The 23,844-nt window shown below is 38.8% G+C and carries 19 protein-coding genes; 6 read left to right on the forward strand and 13 right to left on the reverse strand.

Going from position 1 to position 23,844, the window contains the following annotated elements:
• Positions 1 to 379 precede the first annotated feature (379 nt).
• Genes Q0V26_RS15745 through Q0V26_RS15770 form a run of 6 tightly spaced genes read right to left on the reverse strand, consistent with a single transcriptional unit; the run spans position 380 to position 7,338 of the window.
• Positions 380 to 2,053, reverse strand: coding sequence for a BatD family protein (locus tag Q0V26_RS15745; RefSeq protein ID WP_297483594.1), 1,674 nt, complete (start codon positions 2,051 to 2,053; stop codon positions 380 to 382).
• Positions 2,054 to 2,067: 14 nt separating this feature from the next.
• Complete coding sequence (locus tag Q0V26_RS15750) at positions 2,068 to 3,960, reverse strand: VWA domain-containing protein (protein WP_297483596.1); 1,893 nt, start codon at positions 3,958 to 3,960, stop codon at positions 2,068 to 2,070.
• A complete protein-coding gene (locus Q0V26_RS15755) occupies positions 3,953 to 4,918 on the reverse strand; it encodes a VWA domain-containing protein (RefSeq protein ID WP_297483598.1) in 966 nt (321 codons plus the stop codon). Before Q0V26_RS15755 ends, Q0V26_RS15750 begins: the two co-directional genes overlap by 8 nt.
• A complete protein-coding gene (locus Q0V26_RS15760) occupies positions 4,911 to 5,435 on the reverse strand; it encodes a DUF4381 domain-containing protein (protein ID WP_297483600.1) in 525 nt (174 codons plus the stop codon). The genes Q0V26_RS15755 and Q0V26_RS15760 overlap by 8 nt, the downstream gene beginning before the upstream one ends.
• Complete coding sequence (locus tag Q0V26_RS15765; protein WP_297483602.1) at positions 5,435 to 6,385, reverse strand: DUF58 domain-containing protein; 951 nt, start codon at positions 6,383 to 6,385, stop codon at positions 5,435 to 5,437. The genes Q0V26_RS15760 and Q0V26_RS15765 overlap by 1 nt, the downstream gene beginning before the upstream one ends.
• Positions 6,382 to 7,338: a MoxR family ATPase gene (locus tag Q0V26_RS15770; protein WP_297483604.1), complete on the reverse strand. Its 957-nt coding sequence runs from the start codon at positions 7,336 to 7,338 to the stop codon at positions 6,382 to 6,384. The genes Q0V26_RS15765 and Q0V26_RS15770 overlap by 4 nt, the downstream gene beginning before the upstream one ends.
• A 677-nt stretch (positions 7,339 to 8,015) precedes the next feature.
• Here Q0V26_RS15770 and Q0V26_RS15775 point away from each other — a divergent pair.
• From Q0V26_RS15775 to Q0V26_RS15795, 5 genes are all read left to right on the forward strand, one after another.
• Entirely contained in the window at positions 8,016 to 8,756 is a 741-nt protein-coding gene (locus Q0V26_RS15775; RefSeq protein WP_297483606.1) for an SDR family oxidoreductase, read from the forward strand.
• Between the two features lie 59 nt (positions 8,757 to 8,815).
• Positions 8,816 to 10,021 carry an acetyl-CoA C-acetyltransferase gene (locus Q0V26_RS15780; RefSeq protein ID WP_297483608.1) on the forward strand — a complete coding sequence of 402 codons (1,206 nt, stop codon included), beginning with the start codon at positions 8,816 to 8,818 and terminating at the stop codon, positions 10,019 to 10,021.
• A gap of 74 nt (positions 10,022 to 10,095) precedes the next feature.
• A complete protein-coding gene (locus Q0V26_RS15785; RefSeq protein ID WP_045037665.1) occupies positions 10,096 to 10,446 on the forward strand; it encodes a phasin family protein in 351 nt (116 codons plus the stop codon).
• Positions 10,447 to 10,560: 114 nt separating this feature from the next.
• On the forward strand, positions 10,561 to 12,342 hold the full coding sequence (gene phaC, locus Q0V26_RS15790) for a class I poly(R)-hydroxyalkanoic acid synthase (RefSeq protein ID WP_297483611.1): 1,782 nt from the start codon (positions 10,561 to 10,563) through the stop codon (positions 12,340 to 12,342).
• Positions 12,343 to 12,524: 182 nt separating this feature from the next.
• Positions 12,525 to 12,929: a DUF4332 domain-containing protein gene (locus tag Q0V26_RS15795; RefSeq protein WP_297483613.1), complete on the forward strand. Its 405-nt coding sequence runs from the start codon at positions 12,525 to 12,527 to the stop codon at positions 12,927 to 12,929.
• A gap of 222 nt (positions 12,930 to 13,151) precedes the next feature.
• On the opposite strand, the gene Q0V26_RS15800 is transcribed toward Q0V26_RS15795, so the two are convergent.
• From Q0V26_RS15800 to Q0V26_RS15820, 5 genes are all read right to left on the reverse strand, one after another.
• Positions 13,152 to 13,451, reverse strand: a complete 300-nt coding sequence (locus Q0V26_RS15800; RefSeq protein ID WP_080155625.1) for a DUF406 family protein — start codon at positions 13,449 to 13,451, stop codon at positions 13,152 to 13,154.
• Positions 13,452 to 13,577: 126 nt separating this feature from the next.
• Complete coding sequence (locus tag Q0V26_RS15805) at positions 13,578 to 15,503, reverse strand: RecQ family ATP-dependent DNA helicase (protein ID WP_297483616.1); 1,926 nt, start codon at positions 15,501 to 15,503, stop codon at positions 13,578 to 13,580.
• A 292-nt stretch (positions 15,504 to 15,795) separates the two neighbouring features.
• Complete coding sequence (locus Q0V26_RS15810; protein WP_297483618.1) at positions 15,796 to 16,512, reverse strand: LuxR family transcriptional regulator; 717 nt, start codon at positions 16,510 to 16,512, stop codon at positions 15,796 to 15,798.
• Between the two features lie 271 nt (positions 16,513 to 16,783).
• Positions 16,784 to 17,659 (reverse strand): phospholipase A, encoded by an 876-nt coding sequence (locus Q0V26_RS15815; protein WP_297483620.1) that lies wholly within the window; start codon positions 17,657 to 17,659, stop codon positions 16,784 to 16,786.
• A 169-nt stretch (positions 17,660 to 17,828) separates the two neighbouring features.
• Positions 17,829 to 18,872 carry an alkene reductase gene (locus tag Q0V26_RS15820; RefSeq protein ID WP_297483622.1) on the reverse strand — a complete coding sequence of 348 codons (1,044 nt, stop codon included), beginning with the start codon at positions 18,870 to 18,872 and terminating at the stop codon, positions 17,829 to 17,831.
• 124 nt (positions 18,873 to 18,996) lie between these two features.
• Here Q0V26_RS15820 and Q0V26_RS15825 point away from each other — a divergent pair, with 124 nt between their 5' ends.
• Positions 18,997 to 19,572: a TetR/AcrR family transcriptional regulator gene (locus tag Q0V26_RS15825; protein ID WP_297483624.1), complete on the forward strand. Its 576-nt coding sequence runs from the start codon at positions 18,997 to 18,999 to the stop codon at positions 19,570 to 19,572.
• A gap of 88 nt (positions 19,573 to 19,660) precedes the next feature.
• On the opposite strand, the gene Q0V26_RS15830 is transcribed toward Q0V26_RS15825, so the two are convergent.
• Complete coding sequence (locus tag Q0V26_RS15830) at positions 19,661 to 22,714, reverse strand: efflux RND transporter permease subunit (protein WP_297483626.1); 3,054 nt, start codon at positions 22,712 to 22,714, stop codon at positions 19,661 to 19,663.
• Positions 22,715 to 22,717: 3 nt separating this feature from the next.
• Complete coding sequence (locus tag Q0V26_RS15835; RefSeq protein ID WP_297483628.1) at positions 22,718 to 23,815, reverse strand: efflux RND transporter periplasmic adaptor subunit; 1,098 nt, start codon at positions 23,813 to 23,815, stop codon at positions 22,718 to 22,720.
• Between the last annotated feature and the right edge of the window lie 29 nt (positions 23,816 to 23,844).

Here is a 23,844-nt window from a genome sequence, read left to right on the forward strand (position 1 = left end):
GTTGTGTTTAAGTTTTATATTTTGTAACAGAAACATTTTTTAACAGGATCTGTTTAAAATAGCCAGCCTTCTTTTAATAAGCATAGTTATTGCTGTTTTTTAACAATTATTATTACGCCCATGTCACAATCTAGTATCAATATGAGCGTTTTTATTGGTATGTGTCACGTAAATAAAAAATATAAATTAAATCGAGATGGTTTATTGTTAATTAATTGTTAAACATATTTTTAACGGTAGTGATTGCTAATGTTGTGTTATTTTACATTTGGTTACATAAAATAAAACGCCTAAAATTCAATTACCACTACTTATGTAGCAATGAACATTAGGCGTTTTAGAGGGCTATTAAGATAGCCTCATATTTTTTTAGTGACGATTATTGAGGGTCTAAATTCGATAGTGCCATTGATGCATGTTTTGTTACTGTAAGTTGCTTTGCTTGGGCCAATAATGCTAACAATGTTTGCTTATTCCAGCTGCTATTCGATGCTGAATAATGGGCAGCCATCATTGCTTGTACTTCATTATCAAGTTGCTGTAATAGCTGTGGTTGAGTCGTCAATGCTGAATATTGCTGTTGACGCCATTGCTGATAATAGGTTTGTACTTTAATCGGCTCATTGGCATTAATCGCATCCTCAAGTATTGACATTACATCTGTGCTTTTTATTGGCATTGCGGTTGTTGCGATAATGGTTGGCTGACGTTTTTTTATTAAGATCACCAAAGTGGCTAACCACAATAGGGCAAAGATCAGTGTTGTCCATGGCCATATGCCAGCAGCAGTGATGGTTTTTACTGAATTCACTGTTGTTGCTGGTGGCGTTATTGTTGCTGGTGGTGAAAATTGGCTATTTGCTGTCGGATCAGCAATAACATTTAAGGTTAACCCTTTAATTTCACTACGTTGTTGTTTTTCTGTGGTTGTGTTCCACCAATTAATTGTTAATGGCGGTAGTGTTACTTTACCTATTTGGCGAGGTATTATGACTTGTTTTAACGTCATAATACTGTAGCCATTCTCAGTACGATATTCAGGTTTTTCATTATAAATACGTACAGTATCAGGGTAGGTTAAATTTACATTTGGCATATTACTTTGAGCAACATCTTTAATTCGTAAAGTAATAGTGCGGGTAATAGGTTCACCAACTTTAGTGGTTACGTCATTGTGATTTGAAACCTGTGGCTGCCATGTTTGTTGTAGCTGTAAGTCTGGGGTTGGTAACCATAACCCTTTGTAATCTGTTGGTTTAGTCTTTATATTGATGGTGATATTTCGAGCATCTTCATTTACAGGAACGGTAATGCCTGAGCTAAAACCATTTGCGCCACGTACAGCGCTACCATTGAATTTTGGACCTTGAATAACGATCTTGCCGGCTTTTTCTGCCGTTAGTTGATAGTTACGAGTGATGACTAAATAACGGCGGCCATTTTGGACAATATTATTTTGAGCATCTTGACCCACTTGCGATACTGCTAGGCCGTCACCTGATGGTGCACTCAATGAAGCTTGAGATAGCTGCTCACCAATTAATATCTTTACGCGATAATTAATACTTTCACCAACATAAAGTGTATTTTTGTCGATTTCTGCCGTTATTCGAACATTGGCCTGATTTGATGCGACAGTACTATTTTTTTGACTGCTTTTTAAAACACTAATCGTAATAGGCGTTGTTTGAGAGCTGCCAATCTTAAAGGCAGGTATAGTTGCGTTTCCAACTTTTTTAGCAGCTAGGGCTAGTGTCCAAGTTGTATTGCGCGACATTGCACCATTAATTAATGATGTTGAGCTACTGACGCTGGGTTGACCATAAGCAAAGTCAGGGCTTAATACACTAAAGTCGACACTGTTAGGGTTGATCGCGGTATCAACTGAGACGGTTAATTGAAAAACTTGATTAACAGCAACAACAGTTTTCGATACCGTCGCTTCTGCTTGTGCCGCCATGGCTTGCAGGGGTAAGAGTGCTACAAACATGGTTAGAAGTAATAACCATGGAGAGCGGCATTTTTTAGCCCAGATTTGTTGATTTACTGACATTTTCATTTTCTCTATTACCATGATTTATTACTTTGCTGCTGCGCGGCTCTTTGCTGTGCTTGCAACATTAATTGGGCTCGAATTAACTCCGCTGTATCGTCAGGTACTTGCTCAAGTTTTTTCAATATAGGATTACCAACTGAAAGTACTTGTTGCTGATCACCGTTTGGTTTGCCTTGCTGCATCGTTACAGCTGCTGGTTGTTGGTCTTTTTCGGTTTTATCTTGCTGCTTATTTTTCTGTTGAGCCTGTTGGCTTAATGTTTGTTTTGCATTGTGTTCAGCTTGTTGTTTCTTTTCCGCCTCACTCATTGACTGTTGTTTGTTTTCGTTTGCTTGTGTCTGACCTTGCTGCTGCTGGTCTTTGTTACCTTGTTGACCTTGTTGCTGCTGGTCTTTATTGCCTTGTTGACCTTGTTGTTGCTGGTCTTTGTTGCCTTGTTGACCTTGTTGCTGCTGGTCTTTGTTGCCTTGTTGACCTTGCTGCTGCTGGTCTTTGTTGCCTTGTTGACCTTGCTGCTGCTGGTCTTTGTTGCCTTGTTGACCTTGTTTTTCTGATTGTTCTTTATTCTCCTGCTGTTGTTTCTGCTTTTCAGCTTGTTCAACAATGGCTAGATTTTTTTTAGCATCAGCAAAATCAGGTTGTTGTTTTAATAGCTTTTTATAAGTTGCTGCAGCTTGTTTATAATCACCTTTTTGAGCATAAGCATTACCGAGATTATATTGCGATGTTGGATCCGATAGTGGCTTTAATGTCGCTATCGCTTGCTCATACTGCTTAGCTTTATATTCAGCAATACCTTTCCATTGTGGCGACGTAAAATCTTGTGCTGCTTGTTTATAATCGCCATCAGTAAATGTTTCGTATGCTTGTCGGTTGGTGTTTGTCCATGGACTTGCTTGAGCGTGATCGATGGGTAACAAAATAAACATAGCTGCTAAAACAATACCGCGACGAAAGCCCAATAGTGCCAATAAGAGTAATGGAATAATTAACCAGAAACCGCCATTTAAACGTTCTTGTAATTCTTTTTCATGGCCTTTTTTACCATTGTCTAATGGCTTCGCTGTAAAATTGGCAATGGCATTAACATCATTATCGGTTGTTTGTGCCATTTGTAATATGCCACCCGTGCTGTCAGTAATTGACATCAGCGTATTAATATCAATTTTACTGATCACTGGTGTGCCATTTTCTGATAATAAACTGCCATCAGGAAGTTGAATTGGCGCGCCTGCAACGGTTCCCATCGCTAAAATAGAAACGCGATAGTGAGTACCTTTGAGATCGGCCAATGCTTGTTTAGCGACAGCTTTCGTCATTCCATCGGTCATTAAAATAATATCACCGGTGTTATGACCTGCTTGTTTAAGTAATCTTATTGCTTCAGCAATACCTGCAGCGGCATTATTTCCTGCAATGGGCATAATATCGGGAGATAAGCTTGGAATTAAATTACGTAATGTACTGCTGTCGGTGGTGAGTGGGCTAACTTCATAGCCATCACCTGCAAAGGTCACCAAACCAGTACTGCCTTCTTTCCAGTTCGGTAACATATCTAATGCTTTAAATCTTTCTTGGGTTAAGCGATTCGGCTTTATATCCGTTGCATACATTGATTGTGACATATTCATCACTAGCACTCGCGCGCCACTGAGATTATAGGCGGGTAGCTTTATTTTTTGCCAGCTAGGTCCCGCCATTGCAATAACAGTAATAATCCCGCCTAATGCTAATAAAGCGATAGGCCATGTTTTTGGCTGTTGTTGAGTTAGACCCAGTTTTTGTGCAATGTGGGGGGCAATTAAGCCCGAATGCTGTGCTTTGCCTTTTAACCATGGCAGAACAATGATCAAAGGAATGAATACAATAAACCACAATGGGTGCATAAAGGTAAAATCAGCCATGACGTTTCCTCATGAAAGCGATGATAACGGATAAAAGCAATGCTAACGCTAATGGATAACGGAATAGCTCATCACGTGGTCGCCACGTTTGTTGAGCATTATTAACGGGTTGAAGTTTATTAATTACATCATAAATTTTTTCGAGTTGCTGTGGATTTCGCGCACGGAAATACTCACCGCCCGTCATCTCGGCGATTTTGCTTAATGTTTTTTCATCCAGATCAGATGACGGATTGACAACCCGATCCCCAAAGAAGCCTTTTTGGATCATTTTATCAGCACCAACCCCCACGGTATAAATCTTAACGTGACTTTCTTGGGCTAGCTTGGCCGCTTCAATTGGATCGATAACGCCTGATGTATTACCGCCATCACTGAGTAAAATAATCACTCGTTGTGGTGCTTTACTGTCGATAAAGGTTTTTGTTGCAACTCCAAGACCTTCACCAATTGCAGTACTTTGGCCAATTAAACCTAGTACAGTGCGATTAAGTTGTTGTTCAACTGTTTTACGATCAAAGGTTAATGGTGTTTGTAAATAACCATGATCAGCAAAGACGACCAGTCCAATACGATCACCTTTTCGTTTGGCAATAAAATCAGCCAAGACATGTTTTACTGCAGTCAATCGATCAATACTTTGACCGTCTTTTGTTACCATATCAGGGATAGCCATTGATCCTGAAAGATCGACAGCCAGTAGCATATCTCGGTGTTCTGGTTTAATTTCTATTGGGTCGCCATACCATACTGGTCGCGCTATCGCACCTACAAGGCTTACCCAGACTAAAGCCATTAATAGTTTTCGAATAATAGAACTGGGTTGTTTTTGGCCAACACCTTGCGGTAACTGAGGTAAATGAATGGCCGCAGGTTGTGCAACGGGTTTACTGAATCGATAAACTAACCAAGCTAATGGCAATAAGGCCCATGCCCATAGCCATACAAATTCAAACATTGGATGACTCCTTAGTGATCATTGTTGAAGTATTGCCATGATCTTTGGTTTTCGCAGGTAGGGCATGTTGTAGCCACAATAATGCCTGCTGCTGACAGTCCTGAAATTGCTGTTTGGTGAGTGGCTTTGAAGAGAAGAGCCCTTGTTGCCATAGTTGCTGTTGATCAACAAAACCACGGTATTTAGTAGGTAATTGTTGATCAAGAAAAGTTAACCATTGGATACCCGTTAAAGGAGCAATAACCGTTCGTGGAAAATAGCTCAATGCGGCTTGTTTTAGCAACGTGTTCATTGCAGTAATGCCGTCATCAAAGCGATAGGTTTTTAATATACCGAGTGCTTCTTTTTTCGCTGCAACATCATGACTGCGACAGCGTAAGCGATAACTCACGAGACTTATAAGAATAAGGCTGACAATAATCACTGCCCACCATCCCCAAGCAAGTGGCCAAAAGCTCGGCTCGGTGTGAAGATGAATATCCGCCAATGGTAATGCAGGAGCTGTAAGTTGTGTCATTACCTTATTCCTTGAGAATGAGCGCCAAGCTGCTGTAATAGCGGTTGTGCAGCAGAGAGATTATGCAATGGTATGGCAAGTGATGTTGCCATTTCATGGATAAAATTCTGATGGGTTTGATATTGTTGACTGAGTGAATCTCGCGTTTTTTTTGCTGAGAAGTCCAGCCATGCTGATTGTTGATTATCCGTCACATGCTCATAGCCACGGAATTGTGTTTGCCCTTGTTCAAGTGGATCATGAATTTGAACAAATTGGATACGATTATGCTGTCGAAGTTGGCTTAAACGGCGTTTATCAGTGGTTTTAAGCGTATAAAAATCACTGATAATAATAATTTCACTGCCTTTAGGGCACAGATAATGTAGCCGTTTAAGGGCGGTTGAAAAACCATCATGACAGGTGCTGTTGGCTACTTGCAAGGCGTCGTGTTGGGCTGAAATTAATGCGTTAATAATATGCAAAGGTCCACGTTGACGTGCTGTAGGTTTACATTCTATGGTGTTAATTCCATTGTAAATAATCGCGCCAATACGATCTTGTTCATCGACAGCTAACCAGCTTAATAAACTCGCAAAATGTGCTGCTTGTACTGATTTTAGTAGCAATTGTGAGCCAAATTGCATGCTAGTGCTAAGGTCTATAAACAGCATAATCGGCTGTTCACGTTCTTCAGTAAATAGCTTGGTATGTGTTTTTCCTGTACGCGCTGTTACTCGCCAGTCGATAGAACGGATATCATCCCCCGCTTGGTAAGGGCGCACTTCAGAGAAGTTCATACCACGCCCTTTATGCCGACTTTGATGATGGCCATTGAGTTGTGACCAAATACTTTTGGCGGGTGCCAGCCATCTTACCGCTTGATTTTTATATTGCAGTAGCTCTGCTAGACACACATTGACGCCATCGCTATGGGGTGGCAGCGCTACGTTGATGTGTGTAGGTTTCATAAGCTAGCAACCTGAGAAATAAGAGTATCAATAACACTATCTGCGACAATGCCTTCAGCTTGTGCTTCATAGCTTAATAGTAAGCGATGGCGTAATACGGGATAGGCCATTGTTTGAATATCTTCTGGTGTGACGAAATCACGACCACAAAGCCAAGCATGAGCACGTGCACAACGATCGAGTGCCAAGGTTGCACGTGGACTGACGCCCATTTGTAGCCATGCCTGTAGTTGTTCACTAAAACGATGTGGTTCACGTGTCGCCATCACTAAACGAATAATATAGTGCTCAACATCATCCGCCATATGAATATTTAAGATTTCTTTTCGTGCTGCAAAAATATCATTTTGGCTAATTCGAACCGGTTCTGTTTTTTCTATACCTAACGCTTCGCCACGATTAAGGCGAAGAATTTCAAGTTCGCTTTCAGCATTTGGATAATCAACATTTAGTTGTAGTAGAAAGCGATCTAGTTGTGCTTCTGGTAGTGGGTAAGTTCCTTCTTGCTCGATTGGGTTTTGTGTTGCCATCACCAAAAATAATTCGGGTAGAGGATAAGTGTTGCGACCCGCTGTAATTTGTTTTTCAGCCATCGCTTCTAGCATTGCTGCCTGCACTTTGGCTGGCGCACGGTTAATTTCATCAGCAAGTACTAATGAATTGAAAATAGGGCCTGGTTGAAAGGTAAATTCAGCTGTTTCAGGACGAAAAATGTCAGTGCCAGTTAAATCTGAAGGTAATAAGTCAGGCGTGAATTGGATGCGATGGAAGTCACCTTCAATACAATCTGACAATACTTTTACTGCACGAGTCTTTGCCAATCCAGGGGGACCTTCAACAAGAATATGGCCGTCAGCCAGTAATGCAATTAAAAGCTGTTTTACTAAATTAGGCTGGCCGATAACCTGACTTTGAAGGTAATCATTTAGACGTTTGAATGTACTAGCGAGCATACAAATATTTCCTTTGGTATTCAAAATACTGACGATGAAACAGTTTTTTCAGACTTCTAAAAAATGATTAAGTTCAGACTTAATTCCATTATTGATGAATAAAAAAATTATAAAAAGAGGGCCGTTTAATGAATAAGGCGCATGATTAAGCATATTATGGTGATATTTATAAATTGAATTTGTAGGCTATAAATTATATTTTGTGACCTTTTTGTAACATTTCGAAAGATAATCCAAAGATAGCAATCGTTACCTTTTAAAATTGTCATCCGACCACCTCTGTTTTTTAAGTCTTCTTTCATTGAAACTTTTATTAACACTTGATTAACATAAGCGTATTTTATTATCTCCTGTCTTACCTCAATCATTTGATAAATAGTGTTTTTGTTGTGTTTTATATACAGATTTAATGTTAATAAAAATATTCAAAATACTCATTACTGATTTAATTGTTAATAACGAGTATTGGTGATGTGGAAAATGTTAACTCCTTTGCTTGCTATGGATATGCATCTGTGTTGTTATATTCGGCATATGCAATGTGTTTGTAATCAATGGGTGTTATATTTAGTTCGTTGTCAAAACAATGATAACAAAATGTAATTGCACGTGACTGACAGCATGCTTAAAAAATCATTTAAATAAATACGATAAGATCAAAGGAAGGAGCCTTAGAAATGAAAAAAGTAGCATTAGTGACTGGCGCTAAAGGCGGTATTGGATCTTCAATTACTCAGGCCTTAGTTGATGCTGGCTTTCGTGTTATAGCGGCCCATCACCCTAAAAGTGAACAGTCAGCTAAAGAGTGGTTTAAGGAAAATAATTACTCAAATGAGACAGTGAAATTATTGCCATTGGATGTAACTGATACCGCTTTTTGTAAAGAATCGCTCACTGCATTATTAGAGCAAGAAGGTCACCTTGATGTGTTAGTTAATAATGCGGGCATCACCAAAGATACCATGTTTAAGCGAATGACTGCTGAACAATGGAATGACGTGATTAATACTAACCTCAACAGCTTATTCAATGTGACTCAACCTTTGTTTGATTCTATGTGTCAACACGGTAACGCACGTATTATTAATATTACCTCAGTTAATGGTCTTAAGGGGCAGTTTGGTCAAGCAAATTACTCAGCAGCTAAAGCAGGTATGATTGGTTTTACTAAAGCCCTAGCAGCTGAAGGTGCACGTGCAGGTGTTACTGTGAATGCGATTGCTCCTGGGTATACCGGCACCGCGATGGTTGAAGCAATTAAACCTGAAGTACTTGAATCAATTAAAGCAGAAATTCCAATGAAACGCTTAGCGCAACCTCAAGAAGTTGCGGCAGCGGTTGTCTTTTTAGCAAGTGATGCAGCGGCATATATTACTGGTGAAACATTATCAGTAAATGGCGGTTTGTACATGCACTAAATAGTGCCAGTTATAACAAAGACAAAATAATAAATCATATTATAGAAAGGATGCAAAATATGGCTAAGGTATACATTGTTGCCGCAAAACGTACCCCAATCGGTAGTTTTAATGGTGCGTTAAAATCAGTTTCTGCAGCACAACTTGGTGCGGTTGCAATTAAAGGTGCATTAGCGCAAATCAATGTTCCTGTTGATGCGATTGATGAAGTTATTTTAGGTAACGTCGTTGGAGCAGGTCAAGGTATGGGACCTGGTCGTCAAGCCGCTATCTATGCAGGTTTGCCAAATGAAGTGCCAGCGTACTCACTCAATATGGTTTGCGGTAGTGGCATGAAAGCATTAATGGATGCAGCTGCACATATCAAAGCGGGTGATGCCGACCTTGTGGTTGCTGCGGGTGCTGAAAATATGTCACAAATTCCATTTTGTGCATCATCGAAGATTCGTGATGGGCAAAAAATGGGTAACCTTGAATTAACAGATCTTTTGATTGCTGATGGTTTAACGGATGTTTTCAATAATTACCATATGGGTGTAACTGCTGAAAATGTGGTAGCAAAAGTAGGGTTAACGCGTGAGCAGCAAGATAACTTTGCACTATCGAGTCAACAAAAAGCCGTTGCTGCAATTGAACAAGGACGATTTGTTGCTGAAATTTGCCCTGTAGAAGTGATTAGCCGTCGTGAGACGGTTGTTGTTGATACTGATGAATATCCAAAAGCAAATGCTACGATTGAAGATCTCGCTAAATTACGCCCTGCTTTTAACCGCGATGGTTCAGTAACTGCGGGTAACGCTTCTGGTATTAATGATGGCGCAAGCGCAATTATTGTCGCATCTGAAGCTGCTGTAGCTAAATATAACTTAACACCATTAGCTGAAGTTGAAAGCTACGCTCAAGCGGGTGTTGCACCAGAAATTATGGGATTAGGACCTGTTCCTGCAGTACTTAAAGCATTAGAAAAAGCAAATCTTTCAATTGAAGATATTGAGCTTCTTGAATTTAATGAAGCCTTTGCTGGTCAAGCATTAGGTGTATTCCACGAAGTTGCCAAAGAAACAGGCACTAAAGTGGAAGATTTAGTTGAGCGTGCGAACGTAAATGGTGGTGCAATCGCACTGGGTCACCCTCTAGGTGCATCTGGTAGCCGTATTCTTGTTAGCTTACTGCATGAAATGTGTCGTCGTGATAATAAATACGGCATGGCAACATTATGTGTGGGCGGCGGCATGGGTACTGCAGTTATTTTAAAACGTGTGTAAGTAAATAAACTAATACAATCAGTGTGGTAATACTTATAGTTCCACACTTTATTACTATCAATGAGGAATGTTTTATGTATACGGAAATGTTTAAATCTTTTTCTGAGCAAACAGAAAAAACACTAGCGCCATACGCAAAATTCAACAAAGTATTTGCTAAAAATGTTGAGCAATTGACTGAGCTTCAATTGTCAGCTGTTCGTGCTTATAGTGATCTTGGTCTGAAGCAACTTAAAGCTGTTAGCGAAGTAAAAGATATTCAATCGTTAACTGCATTCAATGGCCAGCAACTTGAAACATTGACTAAGCTTTCTCAGCAGCTTTTAGATGATAGCAATAAATTCTCTTCTGTAGCACAAAGCTTTAAAACAGAAGTTGAAGAGTTTGTTGCTGATAACGTTAAACAAGCAACACCTGCCATTTAAGTAACGATAAATCAGGCTGTATTAATGGCAGTCTGATTGTCTGATACTTATATCAATCAGCCATATAAGATGATTATATGGCTGATTACTTAGTCCAAGTACAGGGTTTTTGTTATGAACAATCACTTCTTTTCGGACTACTTTGCCAAGCTCCAAGATATGAACCAGTTATGGTGGAAGGAGTTAGACTCCGGCAAGGCAGCCATGAATACCCCAGTAACTAAAGCACTTAATGATATTAACTTGGAAGATGCCACTGAATTTTTGGAAAAAGCCGCGGCTCAGCCTAGTGCTTTAGCTAAAGTCCAAATGGATTGGTGGGAAAATCAAGTTAAGATTTGGCAGAATGTTGCAGTCGGTAATACGACAGCAGAAAGCGCCTTTATTAAGCCAGCAAAAGATGACAAGCGTTTTAGTGATCCTGCATGGGAAAATGAAGCTTTTTATAATTATATTAAGCAATCATATTTATTATTCAGTAACACAATGCGTGAAACAATTGATTCAATTGAAGGTGTAGACGATAAAACGAAAGAACGTTTAGGTTACTTCTCTCGCCAAGCTATCAATGCACTGTCACCTACTAATTTTGTAACAACCAATCCTGAATTAGCCAAATTGACTGTTGAAACAAACGGTGAAAATTTGATTAAAGGGATGGAGCTGCTACAAGAAGATTTACAAAGTAGCGCTGATGTATTGAAGATTCGAATGACTAATGATGGTGCATTTGAACTTGGTGTTAATATCGCAAACACTGAAGGTGATGTGGTTTTTAAAAATGAATTATTTGAGTTAATTCAATATAAACCATTAACTGAGGCTGTACATAAAATACCGTTGTTGATTGTGCCTCCATTTATTAATAAATACTATATTCTTGATTTGCGTGATCATAATTCAATGGTCCGCTGGCTCGTTGAGCAAGGTCATACCGTATTTATGATGTCTTGGCGTAATCCTGATGCATCATTGAAAGATGTTGATTTTGACAATTATGTCTTAGATGGTGTTGTTAAAGCGGTTGATGCAGTAGAAGAAATTACCGGCCAAAAACACATTAATACAGTGGGTTATTGTATTGGTGGAACGTTATTGGCAACAACGTTAGCATATTATGCTGCGAAGCGAATGCGTAATCGTATCAAATCTGCGACATTCTTTACCACATTATTAGATTTCTCTCAGCCGGGTGAAATTGGTGCATATATCAATGATCCGATTATCACGGCAATTGAAGCTCAAAATAATGCGGCTGGTTATATGGATGGACGTTCGTTAAGTGTGACCTTTAGTTTATTGCGTGAAAATAGTTTGTACTGGAACTATTACGTTAATAATTATCTGAAAGGCCAGAGCTTAATTGATTTTGATTTACTCTATTGGAATGGTGATAGTACTAACGTTGCGGCTAAATGCCACAATACTTTACTGCGTCAATTCTATTTAGATAATAAATTAGTCGAAAGTAAAGGTTATAAAGTCGGCGGTGTGTATATTGATTTAAGTAAGATTAAAGTGCCTACATACTTTATTTCAACACAAGAAGATCATATTGCTTTATGGCAAGGTACTTATCGCGGTGCTAAACAATTAGGTGGCAAATCAACATTTGTTTTAGGCGAGTCTGGCCATATTGCAGGTATTGTTAACCACCCTCAGAAGAATAAATATGGCTTTTGGGTGAATGATAGCAACGAAGAAAATGCAGATGTTTGGCTAGCTGGTGCAAAACGTCAGGATGGTTCTTGGTGGACGCATTGGAATGGCTGGTTAACAGAGTTTAGCCCTGCAGAGCAAGTATCACCACGAGTAATTGGTAGCGAAACATACGCGCCATTATACGTAGCGCCTGGTGATTATGTGAAGCAAGTCTTACCACTTTCTGAATCTTAATCGTATGACTCTTTTTAAAAGCCCAGATTATTCTGGGCTTTTTTTATCTGTTTATTTATTAATAGTATGATAGTAATGGTTTTCTTTTGATTTAGGCTGCATTTTTTGATCGGTGATGCGATATTTTTAATTTTATTAGCTATATTTTTTATATATGTATAATTAAAAAGAGTAGAACTGTTATGACAAAGCTTGTTAGTGTGGAAGGAATTGGTGAAACTTACGCAGCAAAGTTAGCCGCTATAGAAGTGACAACCATTGAACAATTATTAGTATTAGGCGCAAAACCCAGTGGTCGTAAAACGTTAGCTGAGAAAACAGGGATTAGCGGTAAACTTATCTTAAACTGGCTTAACCGTGCTGATTTATCACGTATCAAAGGGGTAAGTACCCAGTATGCTGATTTATTAGAGTCATCAGGAGTTGATACTGTGCCTGAACTTGCACAGCGTAATGCTGATAATTTACATGCTAAAATGGTAGAAGTGAATGAGGCTAAATCTCTAGTTCGTCAACTGCCACCACTGTCAGCAGTAGAAGATTGGGTTGCACAAGCAAAACTATTACCTCGTGCCATTGAGTATTAATATTTCACCGTAGCGTCATTGTTTATCTGATGGAATGTCGTCCTTCACAAGGGATTGAGCTAAACGGCCCATAAAAGGGGAGTGCGACAATCTCCATTTGTAATATCAGTAGAGAATAAATAATAAAGCCAGTATCAGATTGTATTTTGTATTGATTACACCATACAACTGTTTACTGGCTTCATTGATTATCAAGACGGCAGAGTATGCCCATTTGATAAATTATTTCGCTAGAGAGCGGCTTTTAAGTTCAAAAATTAACTTTTCAGCACTGCATTCAAATTGAATGCGAGCTGTTAATTCTGTACTTGTTTCATCAACAGGCGTTGTTTCTACTTTAAAGTTAGCATTAACTTGTTTTGCAAGCGTAAGGTAGTTCGCTAGTTCTAATTCTAATGCTTTTTTACCATTTGCAAAAACATGTACATCGGCAACATCATCATGTTCTTTGATCATAAAGCCCATTTCTGCTGAAACACCACAAGCATCACAAGGTTGGTATTCTTCTTTTTCTGTAGTCATAACTTTACTTCCTATTAGTTAGTTTTTGTATTTTAAAACGATGCGAGTCAGATCGCCATTGATTAATATGAAAAGTCAGTTTTTAGCGATTAAAGTCTTAAACCAACGTAATTAATGGCCGTTTATTCAACAGTTACCGTTATATAAGCGGCAAATATGATCGAAAGTTTGCTGAAAAGGATAGGCTTCTAATACACCAAATCCTTCAAGCTGTTTTGCTTTTATTTTACTATTGAGAGGTGTGCTCATACCATGCAAAAAACGAGTGATTGCAGCCATTGATGGCGCGCTGTTATTTCGTTGAATAAAGCTATCAGCCCACATCGTTATTTGTTGATCGGTAATCTCTGGCAGCGTGGGTAATGCTGGTAAGGTGATGTTTTTACCTCGGCAAACAGAACAATGGCCACATTGTTTGGGTGCATGATGATCGGCAAAATAGCTGGCTAATTTATGGCTTAAACAGCTTTTACTTTCAAAAAAGGCAATCATATTTTCAATACGATTAATTTCACTGTGTTCTTTTTGCTGAAATAATTGGTAAAGGGCTTCTGTTTCTACCTCAATATCAAAATGGTGTTGATTTATACGATACACATCGGTCATTTGTTTACTTTCAAGGGTGATCCAGCCTTGTTCATTTAAGTAGTCAATGGCTGCCACCACTCGCTTTCTATCGACTTGATAGCCTTGCCATAACGCATCCATATCCAATGTATGCCACACTCGTGCTTTGGGGGAGCACGCAAAAATTGTTTCAATAAATTGTTGGCGCTCACCTTGAAAGCGCTGGGCTATTTCATATTGAGACACATTCATCTTGTAACGATAATCTGCGAAATAAGTAAACATCGGTTCAATGATTTGGCGGATTTCAAGATAGACTAATAATGTTTTGAGTGGCAATAAACGAATGTTACTATCTTTTGATAGACGACCACTCATGATTTCCCATTGCTGATCTTGAGCTTGTATTTCATGCAAAACATATGCAATAGCGCTGCGATCTGGCGTGTCTCCAAAGACAAAATTTTCTAAAACATTGAGCCCTGATTTATTGGCAATAACGGTACATTGTGACACTTCACCATCACGTCCTGCTCGACCAATTTCTTGGCTGTAATTCTCAATTGATTTGGGTAAATCAAAATGAATCACTTGGCGAATATTGGACTTATCAATCCCCATACCAAAAGCAATGGTTGCTACAATACAATTAATTTCTCCATTCATGAATTGTTGTTGAATGCTATGTCGGTAATCAGAATCCATTCCCGCATGGTAGGCTTGGGCTGGAAAGTGACTACGAGTAAGCGCATCAGCCACTTGCTCAGCAGTGTGTTGTAAGGTGACATAGACAATCGATGGTTCATTATTGCGTTGAGAAAGTTGATGTTTAAGGGTATCTATTTTCTCGTCTTCGTCTGCAGCTAATACGGTTAAATCAAGGTTATTTCGGTAAAAACCCGTCACGATAATATTATCTTTAGCTATTGCAAATTTGTCCTGCATATCTTGAATTACAGCAGGGGTTGCTGTTGCGGTAAGTAATAATACTTGAGGGATGTTTAAGGCTTGTTGATAGTGTGGCAATTTCAGGTAATCGGGACGGAAATTATGGCCCCACTCTGAAATACAGTGTGCTTCATCGACGACTAATAATGAAATTGGAATTTGACCGATAAAGTGACGAAAGCGTTCGTTTTTGAGACGTTCTACTGAAATCATTAATACTTTAATTTCGCCTTGACGAATTTGTTGCATGACTTGCTGAGTTTGTTGCCAGGTTTGGCTGGAATCAATGGATGCGGCAGGGATCCCTTTCGTAGCCAAAAAATCGAGTTGATCTTTCATTAAGGCTAATAATGGTGAAATGACCAACGTAAGATGGGGTAATTCAATCGCAGGTAATTGATAACATAATGATTTTCCAGATCCCGTTGGAAATATAGCGGCGGCTGAATGACCACTAAGAACGCGGGTAATTACTTCTTCTTGCCCTAAACGTAAAGAATCAAAGCCAAAATATTTTTTAAGTGTTTGGTGATACATGTCTTAATACCCGCTAACCATTGATTAGCTGCTATCATACCGTATTGATTTACGGAAAGATAAAAAGCAAAACAAAAGTTAAGTTATTTCTGGTGCGGTTATTCTCATTTTAAACAAGGTCGATTCATTGTTGCATTAAAAGTTGTTGAGTATGATCTGTTAATATTATGACTAAACTGACTTTTATATGAATAAATGACCAATGATAAGCAGCGAGAAAATTGGCGGGATTATAAGTGCAAATTAATGTAACTAAACAGTCCTTTGTTTAAGTTACTGTAGTTTTGTGAACTTAATCGCCTTGATCATCATGGTTGATAATAAGCGACATAGGGATCTTAAATAATTGTGTTGGTATTAATGATAACCAACCATTCCCACGAGCATATTCAATTAATCCTGCGCGACTGGAAATACCATAGTCAGAAAATCGAGAGATTAAATTGGCTATTTGTTTTTCAACAGCTTTAGGGGTTCGATGAATAAGCTGTGCTATTTGTTTTGTTTGTCGTCCACGTAATAACCAAAATAAGACAATTTCTTGAGATGACGTTAATTGTGGTGCTAAAGGTCGCGTTGTATGGAAAGATAAATGAGATTTATCAGTAGCAATAACCTCAACAAACGATGTCATATTGATTAAATCTTTTACTTTATTTGCTGTAAATTGAATTCCCCAAGGTACACCATTAATTATAACGGGTTGTTTGGTAAATATATATGCATCTGTACCATTAGCATAGTTGTGCACATCTATAGTTATAATAGCTTTATTGTGCGTCAGTGATAATTTATCTTGCTCAATAAAAATGTCGCTAAATGCAGCGGTCTCACATGGTAAGTCACTATCCTTTAATCCCTTTATTTCAAGCGGGGCATTAACAAGGTTACGATAAGCATCATTGGCATATTCAAAAATACCATCTTTCGTTTTTAACCCAGCAGGATAAGGAGATGACGATAGCATGTGAATAAGTACAGATAAGTATGTCGATTGATTAATATTCACTGGACCGTTCTATCAATAAATTATTTCAATAGTAATATTCGTTGGTGGAATAAATATCTCTATTTATAGTAATGCTATTAAAAACACATAATATTCGACTAGTAAAGAAATAACCACTAAATAAGAAATGAAATATTGTTTTCTTATATTTAAAGTAACAGGATAAGTAATATATTGATAGAAATTTGTTTTTATCTCTAGTTTTTTATGCGTATAGTTTATATGCCACTTAATACTAACACTAGAGATAAAAATAGGTTTAATAGATTAATTAAAATGAAAAACCAATACCACCAGCATTGTCATAATGATTATAGTCTGAAATAGAAATACCATAGCCACTTTCAAATATTAAATAACCACGTAAACGTTTATAAATAGGGAAGTTTAACGTCACTTTTTCATAGCCACGTGAGAAACCACTTTCTAGTGCATTCCGTACTGTAAACGTGAGCATACTATTACCATCAATATTCCAGTTCATGCTAACTCGACCATAACCAAGGTAGTTATTGATGTCTTTGTTATAGTCTTTAGCCCCAAAATCAAGCCGTACCCAAGGCTTCACACTAAAGGTAAAAGCGTCTTTTTTAAATGTCATGTCAACAAAGGCACGGTTCCAACTCCGTTCTTGTTCGCCACCCCGGCCATTTGATTGGTGAACTAAACCTAGCGTACTGCCTGAATAATGTAGACCATCGCTATAGGCCGTTTGGGCTGGAAAGGTCCAGAAAACAGACGGTTCATATTCTGTATCTCTAAAAAATGCAGATGAAGCGTAGGCTTGCCAGTTTGAACGTTGTGTGTAAGCAAAATATAATTGATCGTTATCAGTTAAAATGCCGGAGAATAAACGGTATTTTAAGCTAATTTGAAAGTTGACATTATAGTTACTTAGCTTGCCATCTTCCGGTATAATTGATTGATATTCTTTGTGATTTGGAGATTGAGTGTAATAAAAAGGTAAAACAAAGTTATCTTTATATTGCTCTAAAAGTAGGCTGTTACTACTGCTATAATTTAACGAATTATTTAAGGTTGAAGAAGTGCTTGTGTCAGCATTCGCATATGAAGCATAGCTACTTGTAACAATAAGTAAGCTCGTTAATAGGATATTCTGATTGGTTTGTTGGGGTTTGATATTCATTATCATTTTCTATCATTATTATTTTATCTATTGTAATCATAAGAGCTAAACTGGGCTTTTGTCTATCTATACAAATGCAAACAATGATTTTTCGTAATTTAAAACTAAATAATGAAGTGCAGCAAAATAAACGCCTTAATAACACAGTATTAAGGCGTAAAAGAGACCATTAAATTAGTTGAGCTAGCATAGTGTCGTCATAAGGAGTAAGTGCCTGACCTGATTGTACTTTATTAACATAGTCAGGATTCGCGATTAATGGACGGCCAATGGCTAATAAATCAAATTTCCCCGCTTCAATAGCATCACAGCCTGTTTGTGGAGTATAGCAACCGACACCAATTAATGTTCCTTTGTAATGTGTTCGCATGTAATGAGATGCGCTGCCATCAAGATACTCAAAATTCATGCTGTCATCAAAAATACCAACATGCAGATACGCTAAACAACGCTTTTCAACTTCAGGTAATAAGTAGTCAAACACCGCACGATCACGGCTATCACCTTCAAGATTGAAGTAACCGCCGGGTGATAAACGTAAGCCGGTACGATCACGACCAATGCGTTGGCTAATTGCATCAATAACTGCGAGTGGGAAGCGCGCCATATTCTCTGGTGTGCCACCAAACTCATCATCACGTTCATTGGTGCTGAAATGTAGAAATTGATCGATCAAATAGCCATTTGCGCCATGAATTTCTACACCATCAAAGCCAGCATCAATCGCATTAGCTGCGGCTTGACTAAAATCGGCAATAAGTTGTTCAATTTCAGTTTTAGTTGCAGGCTTTGGAACGGTATAAGTTAATTCCCGCATTCTTGGTAATGTCCCTTCAAGCGCTATCGCAGAAGGAGCAAGTACATACTCACCATTAAAAAAGAACGGATGAGCTACACGACCTGTATGCCACAATTGTGCAAAAATCTTACCACCATTGTTATGCACAGCATCTGTTACTTTATGCCAGCCATCAATTTGCTCTGGGGTAAATAATCCTGGCGTATGCGGATAACCTTGACCATCAGCACGAATTAAAATAGCTTCTGAGATAATAAGTCCAGTATCAGCACGGCGAGCATAATAATCGACCATTGCTTGGGTTGGGACTAAATTATCGTCAGCCATGCAACGGGTTAATGGTGCCATAATAATACGGTTATTGAGTGTTAGCGTATCGTTAAGTACAACTGGGTGAAATAGGGTGTCGAGCATGATTGTTATCTCTTATTTGAATGCTCATTCAAGTTAGACCTGTTTGAACAATCATTCAAGAGTTTTTTGAATGATTGTTCAATATTAAGTAAACTAGAAGAAGATAAAGCAAAAGAGAGTGATTATGCGTAGTGCTGAATTTGATCGTGATCGAGTGTTACGCTCGGCAATGGATGTTTTTATAGCTAAAGGTTATAGCAACACCAGCATGCAAGATTTAAAACAAGCAACGGGGCTTCATCCTGGCTCTATTTATTGCGCGTTTAAAAATAAACGCGGTTTGTTATTAGCGGCGTTAGAACATTACCGTAATCAACGTTATACGCAGTTTGTCACACTATTTTCGCAGTCACCTTCAGTGATAGAAGCGATCAGCGCGTATCTTGATCAGGTGGTTGATGAGTGTGAACGTGAGCAGATTAAAGATTGTTTACTACAAAAATCACTCAGTGAACTTGCGCAACAAGATGTCGAAGTTGCTGATGTTATCAGCCATATGCTAAAACAATGGCAGCAGACTTTGGCCGAGCAACTAGCATTAGCCCAACAGCATAATGAAATAAGCAATGCCCGCGATAGCCACCAATTAGCACAATTTTTAGTGATGGGAATTTATGGGATTAGAACGTTTTCACATACTCACCCAGAACCAGGCGTGTTACGTCGTTTAGCACAAGATCTTATTGATTATATTAAATAATGGTATTGATAAGAGCGCAGGTTATTTACGGTTATAAAAAAGGGAGTGTACATCAATGATGCCACTCCCTTTTATTTTGTGATGCTAATTATGCTGGTGGTGTTTCTTCTATTTTAACGCGGAACAATACCGCATACAGTAGTGGAATCACGACCAATGTTAGGATTGTCGCGAATAATAAACCAAACATAATGGTAACAGCCATACTCTTAAAGAATGGGTCTACCAATAATGGCGCCACACCTAAAATCGTTGTAAATGCACCAAGCAATACTGGTCGAGCACGACTAAGTGCTGAATCAATAATCGCCTGATATGGTGTTTTACCCGCTGCAATTTCGACATCAGTTTGGTCTACCAACACGATAGCATTTTTTACCATCATACCAATTAAGCTCAGGAAGCCCAGAATTGCCATAAACTCAAATGGCGTTTGGAAAATCACTAAACCTACCGTTACACCCACTAAAGCAAATGGTACGGTTAACCAAATCACTAATGGCTGACGAAGCGCGTTAAACATAAAGATTACCGCTAAAATCATTGCTGCAAAGCCGTAAGGGGCAGAGGTAGCAAGACCTTCATTTGCGTCATTTGATGCTTTATATTCGCCATACCATGTCAGTTCATAACCGGGTGGTAATTTAATTGCTTCAATTTTGCCACGTAGATCATTAAATGCATCCGCAGTGAATACACCTGGTGCAGGATCTGCCTGAACCAAAATCGTCGGAATACGATTAATACGGCGTAAGATAGCATCTTCCCAAGCAACATTAACCGATTCCACTAATTGGCTAACAGGAATTAATCCATTGACCATACGGCTATAAACTTCCGTATTTTCAATCGCACGTTCATGAGTACGTTCGTTATCCGGCGCACGCACGATGATAGGGATTAAATCATTACCTTCACGGTAAACACCAATATTACGGCCAGTTAATGTTTGTGCAATGGCTTGGCTTATTTCTTGATTTGTTAACCCAAAACGCTGTGCTTTTTCAGATGAATATATCGGCTTAATAACCGGTACCTGTTGACGCCAATCATCTTGAACTGCAATCAAGTTTGGATCATTAAGCATGATAACTTTAGCTTGTTCCGCTAGATCGCGTAATACTTTGCTATCTGGGCCTTTAAATCCAGCTTCAATCTTTTTACCGCCACCTCGACCCAGCATAAATTTCCATACTTTGATTGAAGCTTCAGGATATTTAAGGTCAAGCTCTTTTTGTAGTTCAACTAATAATGGTGCAATGTTACGGTAATCATCGATATCAATCAGCAATTGTCCATAGCTTGGGTTACGTGCTTCTGGCGCGTAAGTCAGCATGAAACGTAAGCCACCGCCACCGATAAAACTTGAAATATTGCTGATACCTGGTTTCTTTTTAACGTCTTGCTCAATGCTGGCAACAACAGCCTCTGTATTTTGAATATCAGTACCTTGTGGAAGGTAAACATCAACGACAAATTGCGCGCGTTGTGATTCAGGCATAAAACCAGGTGGTACATATTTTACACCCCAGATAGCCCCAATAAGAGTAGCCACTAATAATAGGCCGGTTGTCTTACGATGAAGTAATACCCACGATAACAAACCTTTGTAGCCATTAACGACTTTACTTGGTTTATCTGCCGTTGTTTTCACTTTTACTTTTAGGAACTGGTGACACAGTAATGGCGTTACCGTTACAGCAAACAACCAACTTAAAAGCATTGAGTAAAGGATAACCCAGAACAACGAACCTGCGTATTCACCCATATCTGATGGCGATAAACCAATCGCACTGAATGCACAGATACCAACAACCGTTCCCCCTAATAATGGCCATTTAGTTGCATTAACAACTTCAGGAATAACCACTTCCCGATCTTCGTTATTTTGTAGGCGAACTAAAATACCATCGGTGACAACAATGGCGTTATCAACCAGCATGCCGAGTGCAATAATCAGTGCACCAAGAGAGATACGTTGCATTGCTATGTCATCAATAAGCATGATGCATAGGGTACCTGCAACGGTGAGTACTAATACAAAACCGATGATGATACCTGAGCGAACCCCCATAAATAGCAATAGTACGATAAAGACAATGACAACAGCTGCAATAAGGTTATCAATGAAGTTTGTTACTGAATCACGTACAGAATCTGATTGCATTGAGATGACATTCAGTTCCATACCGAGAGGACGTTGGCCTTCCAGTTCTGCGATACGCGCTTTAACGGCATCACCCATATCAACAACGTTGCCGCCAGTGACATTTGAAATACCAAAACCAATAGCTCGCTCGCCGTTGTAACGCATTAGCATTGATGCTGGTTCTTGATAGCCTCGTTTGATGGTCGCAATATCTTTTAAGTGTAATACAGTGTGGTTGTCACCAATACCCACTTGAAGGTTTTTTAAGTCATTAAAAGAGTTAATATTTGGCGTTGGCATTACCGGAATACGCATGCCATTTGCAGTTAAACTACCAGCGACTGTTACGATATTTTGCTTTTGTAATACTGACAAAACATTATCAACAGACAAGCCAAACTTAGCTAACCGCTCACTGGTAAACTCAACAAAAATGGTTTCTTGTTGTTCTGCAAGTGTTGCTGTTTTAGCAACGCCTGGAACTAAGACTAGTTCACGACGTAAACTATCTACATAATCAGACAGTTGTTTGTCAGAGAAGCCTTCACCTGTTACAGCAAAGAATAAAGCATAAACGTCAGAGAAATCATCGTTAACAATTGACGGACCGGCCCCTGGTGGAAGCGAGCGCTGTGCATCGTTAACTTTGCGACGTAACTTATCCCAAACTTGTTGAAGATCAGCCTGATTTTTAGCAAATTCAAGCTTAATTTCGACTGTAACTTCAGACATGCCTTGTTTAGAAACTGATTTAACTTCTTTCAATTCCTGTAACGATTGCACTGCACCTTCAATAATGTCGGTAACTTCATCTGACACTTCTTGTGCTGTTGCTCCCGCATAAGGCGTAATAATAACGGCTTGGCGAATCACAAATTCGGGATCTTCAAAACGGCCTAATTTTAGGTAGCTAATGTAGCCACCGATTAAAATCAGAGCAATCATTACCCAAACACTGGTGCGTTTGGCAATGGTATAGCGAGCGATATCCATTTATTACACTCCGCTTTGAGTTGTGTCTGTGTATGGGCGAATTTCCATACCATTTCTTAATTTTGATACGCCAGCAATAACAATACGCTCACCTGCATTAAGGCCTTTAGTTACTGTAATGCAATTTTTATTAATCACACCCACAGTAATGTAGCGTTTTGAAACAATGTTATTACTGCTAACAACCCAGACAAATTGTTTGTTTTGATTGTCAGGTACAACAGCTGTAAGTGGCACTGTCAATGGATTATTATTTTCCTCAGGACATTCAGTTAAGCTTGGAGAAACTTTCACTGACATACCCGGTAAGATATTGAGCCCTTTAAGATCATCAAGCCCTAATACAACCGAGAATGTTTGTGTAATTGGATCCGCTTGAGTTGAGTAAGTACGTAAACTCAACGGTAATAAATGCCCTGGAATATTGTTAATCTCAGCATTGGCTTTATTACATTGCATGCCCGTTAGCATTACCGTATCTGAAATGTTGACTACCACTTCTAAATTATCAAGATTATGCAGCGTTAATACTGATGTATTTGCTTGAATTTGAACGTGATTATCAATTAGCTTGCGACCAATAATACCTGAGAAAGGGGCCTTTAATTGCGTGTAAGCAAGCTGGTTTTTCGCTTTTTCAAGGCGGTTTTGAGCTAAGTCATAACGTGTTAGTAATTCATCTAGGTCACTTTTTGCAATTGCTTGCGAGCTTTCATAGATAGATTTACCACGTAAATAGTCTTTTTTGGTGTTATTTAATTCTAATTGTGCAGCTGCAAAGGCAGTTTGGGCATCTTTAGGGTCTAATTTTGCAAGTAACTGCCCTTTATGTACTTTGTCGCCTTCGTTAACAAAAATATGGCTAACACGGCCACTGACTTGAAATGATAAATCTGCGCGTTCAGCAGAACGGATCACACCATTAAAGCTTAAATTGGTATTTGTTTTTGGCGTTACAATTTCAGTTAACGCAAGATTAATGATAGGCGCGGCGACAGTTGTTTCTTTTTCACTGTTACATCCTGACAACAGCACTACCGCTAAAGATAAACTAACGGCTATCGCCAGTTTATTAATTGTTAACGATGTCACATAGGACATTGCTGAATGAGTTTTCACCGTGTTCTCCA

It is taken from the genome of uncultured Photobacterium sp. (genome assembly GCF_947039875.1).
GTDB lineage: Bacteria > Pseudomonadota > Gammaproteobacteria > Enterobacterales > Vibrionaceae > Photobacterium.